The following is a 3,645-nucleotide window of genomic DNA, read 5'->3' as shown; positions in this document are numbered from 1 at the left end:
GCCGTCGGCCACAATTTCCGCCGCATCCTCGCCTGGCTCAGAGATCTTTTGTGCCTGTTCCTGGTCCCGCTCTGGCGCACGTTCAATTGTCCAGAAAAGTCAATCCGGGCTTCTTAACGGTCGACTATCTTCCGAATTGCTTCAGAAGGCCTCGCAGGTGCCGCCATTCGACGCGGTATCGATTGGGCGTGAAGCCGGAGCAGATAGTTGCCCTGCGCCGCGATGCTAAAGGAACTCGGGCTCGAACGGCATGATTGCCTCTCTGTGGGTCACGTGATGGCGATCGCTACCGTCTGAACGAGAAGCCGGCCTACGAAGCACTCTCACCCGTTAACTCGCGCCATTGGACAGCTAGTCAGGGAAGAACCGTCTGACGCGCCGTGTCGCAGAAAGGATCAATGGGCCAAACAGGCGCTTACGCGCGCATTCGCACAGCGGTTTGGGCGAGCACATAGATTAGACGGCGCGCCACCCGCCACATGTGAACCAGCGAATCGAAAACGGCGGCGCGTTGGTACGCCCAATGATGACAGCGCCAGCTGTCTTCAGATTCGCGACGACCGGACTGTCTTCGGAAGCGATGTTGTTGCGAAATGCCACCACGCCGTCGCTCGTCGCCTCTCCAACCTGATCGGTATTGATCTTGATCGTGACGGGAACACCATGCAAAGCGCCGAGGGTGTCGCGTCGGGCAACGGCAGCATCGGCGACTTCCGCCGCCTTGACACGGCTCCCAAGGTGGTCGTGCCGAATTACAAATTACAACGCCTCCCGTTATGGCAGTTATGACGTACAGATCCGCAATTCGCGTCGTCCCATCGTTGACGAGCTCTCTCCTCATCGGGATAGCTTCACTCTCATTCAGCGCAGGCAATTCGGGTGAAAGAGGCGGAAGCAATGCGGGACCAGTATCTGGAAGTCTAGAGATAGTTCGAAAGCTCGCGCCATCGATCGGTCCCTCAATGAACCATCGCGCATCGATCCGGTCGATTGCAAATAGGTTCCCATGCCAATACTGGATGATCCGCTAATCCTCCCGCGCGTGGTGTTACTTGAGGCGATTCACAAGCGCGTACTGAAGCGAAGGCGCAGGACGATACCGGGACGCAATCCCTTTCTAGGGGGCGAACTCCATCAGTTCGTTCTTGGCGTTGGCGAAGCGCGTTAGGGCATCCGACCGGATGACGATATTAGCAGTCCATTCCTCCGCCTCTGAGCTCCGCCATGTTCGACTTCGCATTGTTGTCCAGGAAAATCGCTTTGCGGCTGTGCAGGAGACGTGGGCACCCGGCCGCTCTGGCCAAGCCGGTTCAGTGCCGAATCGCGGATTCGACACCGCTGCGGTGCGTGGTAGGGTGCTATGATGGTGCGCCGGGCCTGCTCAAGGGACTGGAGTGCGCACGGGCCTCGAAGAGATTGTGAAGATCTCAATCAATCTTTCATTCCGCTTAATCACCACGCCGGATTTAAACGCGTGCTGACGACTCTTTGCAGGAAACAAGCCCCCAAGTGAAGTTACAAGGTCGCTCTGGACGCGTCAAGTGACCGTGAGCTCAACGATGGGGATGCGAGTGAAGAGAATGTCCACGAAACCAACGACGCACATTGCAGATCTTACCGCATTTGACTGTCTTGCCCTCTTTAAGAGCCGGGACTTGTCTCCTGTTGAGGTGATCGATGACTGCATGCAGCGCATAGATGAAGTAAATTGCGAGCTCAACGCATTCTGCTTCGTCAATTTTGAGCAGGCAAAAGCCCAAGCACGACTCTCAGAAGCCAGATGGATGAGAGGCGAGCCGATCGGTTTACTTGACGGAGTGCCAGTAACCTTAAAGGACGTCACACTTACTCGCGGAATGCCTACGCGCTGGGGATCTATGTCAACCAGCAGCGACGGACCTTGGAATGTCGATGCTCCGGCCGCTGCGCGTCTGCGAGAGGCAGGGGCGGTCATTCTGGGGAAGACGACTACTCCTGAGTATGGCTTCCAAGGAGCTACACACAGTTCGCTTTACGGAATCACTCGCAACCCTTGGAATCCAAGCCTCACACCAGGCGGGTCGTCCGGTGGAGCGGCAGTTGCTGCGGCGCTAAATCTCGGTCTTCTGCATCTAGGAAGTGACGGCGGTGGATCGATACGGACACCCGCAAGCTTCACAGGCATCTTCGGCTTCAAACCGACTTTCGGGTATGTCCCCCAGTGGCCGGCAAGCATATTGACTACGCTCTCGCATCTCGGGCCGATGACTCGCACAGTGGCTGACGCGGCTCTTATGATGAGGGTTCTTGCCCAAAAGGATGTGAGGGACGGATACGCTGGTCCGGAATATCCTTTCGGTGACGTCCCGCTTGCATCGACATTAAAAGGACTAAGAGTAGCGTATAGCCGAGATTTCGGGTACGTGAATGTCTCGAAAGACATTCTGAACGTTACTGATGCTGCGGCCCAGAAAATCGAATCCTTCGGCGCAGAGGTAATCGAGATTAATCCGGGTCTTGATGATGCTGGAAAAACGTGGAACACGTTTTGGTATGCAGGTGCCGCTCGGCTCCTCGGCAGACTGAACAAAGAGCAACGTAGCCTACTCGAGCCGAAAACTCTGGAACTGGCCGAACAAGGTTTGTCGCTCACCCTTTCCGAATATCTTGATGCTCAAGAAGCTCGAGTCGGATTTACTGCCAAGATGGCGGCGTTTCATGAGAAATTTGACCTGCTGATCACGCCGACCATGCCTGTTGCACCCTTCCCAGTCGGCCTGACTAGACCAGATCCTTACGATGGAGATTGGTCACCATTCACCAGCCCTTTCAACCTCACGCAGCAACCAGCAGCTTCTTTGCCTTCTGGACTAGATAGCAACGGTCTTCCCGTCGGTCTCCAATTGGTCGGTGCTCGCTATAAGGACATGACCGTGCTGTCCGCAGCCCGCGTTCTGGAAAGTGCATTCGGGCACCTCACTCCCCCGAAGCGTTCGGCGCGATAAGGATTGAGGGTTAGCACTGCGATAAGCAGGGGGCGATTGGGCCGGATCTCGGTCTTGAGTACGATGACTCGCAACCTCTCCAGCGGCCAAGTGAGGGGACCTCGGACTCAGCCGAGCAATAGGCGCACAAAAAGAAGGCCGGTATCGAGGTAGACGGTGTGAGTGAGGCAATGATAGCTGAATCGTCCCTGGACCCCAATCGACTCAGTTCTTTGCATCTCCGCAGTTGGGCGGCGAATGCAGTCAACACGGGAGAACAGGTTACACATCCGCTTCGCCATAAAGCGAGATAGCCAGGATCACGACAAACCAACTTACAAGAAATTCCTAAGCTGCTTTGCCAGAGCTGGCTACGGTCGCTCGCTGCCGTCCCTACCTGAAATGAAACAGTTGTGGATTGAAGTGGACCCCGGGAGCAGGACCACTGACGCCGCCTTCTTAGTTGGAAGTCTCGCCGCTCCGATTTTCTGATATCAGGCCGCGAGAGCCTCTGTCTGCGTCTGTTGTTGAGGTTGTGGGCATGTGGGCAACGCTTCTTCGGCGTTGTCCACCATGTCCACAGCCTTTGCTGTAGCGCCGGCGCGCCAGACCGCCATCGGGGTGCGATAGCCGTGTGCCTGGTGCGGGCGCTCCTCGTTATAAAAGGCGATCCAGTCGGCGA

3 protein-coding genes are annotated in these 3,645 nt (G+C 56.4%); 1 reads left to right on the top strand and 2 read right to left on the bottom strand.

The genetic code is table 11. From position 1 onward, the window contains the following. Positions 1-456: 456 nt before the first annotated feature. Positions 457-753, bottom strand: coding sequence for an amidase family protein (locus tag P0R31_RS40450; protein ID WP_343299375.1), 297 nt, complete (start codon positions 751-753; stop codon positions 457-459). Positions 754-1,580: 827 nt separating this feature from the next. Between P0R31_RS40450 and P0R31_RS40445 the strand changes: the two genes are divergently transcribed. Beyond that, the gene (locus P0R31_RS40445) at positions 1,581-2,984 is read left to right on the top strand and encodes an amidase (RefSeq protein ID WP_275521175.1); all 1,404 of its coding nucleotides are present in this window, start codon (positions 1,581-1,583) and stop codon (positions 2,982-2,984) included. A gap of 473 nt (positions 2,985-3,457) precedes the next feature. Here P0R31_RS40445 and P0R31_RS40440 read toward each other — a convergent pair. Beyond that, on the bottom strand, positions 3,458-3,645 hold a 188-nt coding region (locus P0R31_RS40440), incomplete at its 5' end, for an integrase core domain-containing protein (protein WP_275521173.1).

This window comes from Bradyrhizobium yuanmingense (assembly GCF_029167105.1).
GTDB classification, from domain to species: domain Bacteria; phylum Pseudomonadota; class Alphaproteobacteria; order Rhizobiales; family Xanthobacteraceae; genus Bradyrhizobium; species Bradyrhizobium yuanmingense_A.
This window is presented reverse-complemented; position numbering and strand designations above follow the sequence as displayed.

What these genes read in the sequence shown, in the direction of transcription:
- P0R31_RS40445 (WP_275521175.1), top strand. Translation starts at nt 1,581, where the DNA reads ATGTCCACGAAACCAACGACGCACATTGCAGATCTTACCGCATTTGAC.